Consider the following 253-nt stretch of genomic DNA (forward strand, 5'->3'; position numbering starts at 1 on the left):
GTGCCGAGTGTCTCCACGGCGCTGCGGGGTTTGACCGTCGCTTCGATAAGCCCTTCGTAATCCTCGTCCGGCCCGTGCTCGCAGGCACTGCGCAGGCGATCTTCAAACTGCTCGATCACCGCGGCCCAGCCCTGGCGGCTGGCATGCTGGCGGGCGTTGAGGCGTACCCGGCGCAAGGTTTCCGGTTCTTCCAGCAGCCAGCTGGCAGCGTCGCAGAAGGCGCTTTCGTCGCCGGGCATGGCCAGCACACCGT

General features: G+C 67.2%; 1 pseudogene. It reads right to left on the reverse strand.

Annotated elements, in window-relative coordinates:
- Positions 1-253, reverse strand: a pseudogene (locus SB725_RS32640) (glycosyltransferase family 1 protein); the annotation flags it as partial.

It is taken from the genome of Pseudomonas sp. SIMBA_041, assembly GCF_046535095.1.
Classification (GTDB): domain Bacteria; phylum Pseudomonadota; class Gammaproteobacteria; order Pseudomonadales; family Pseudomonadaceae; genus Aquipseudomonas; species Aquipseudomonas mucoides.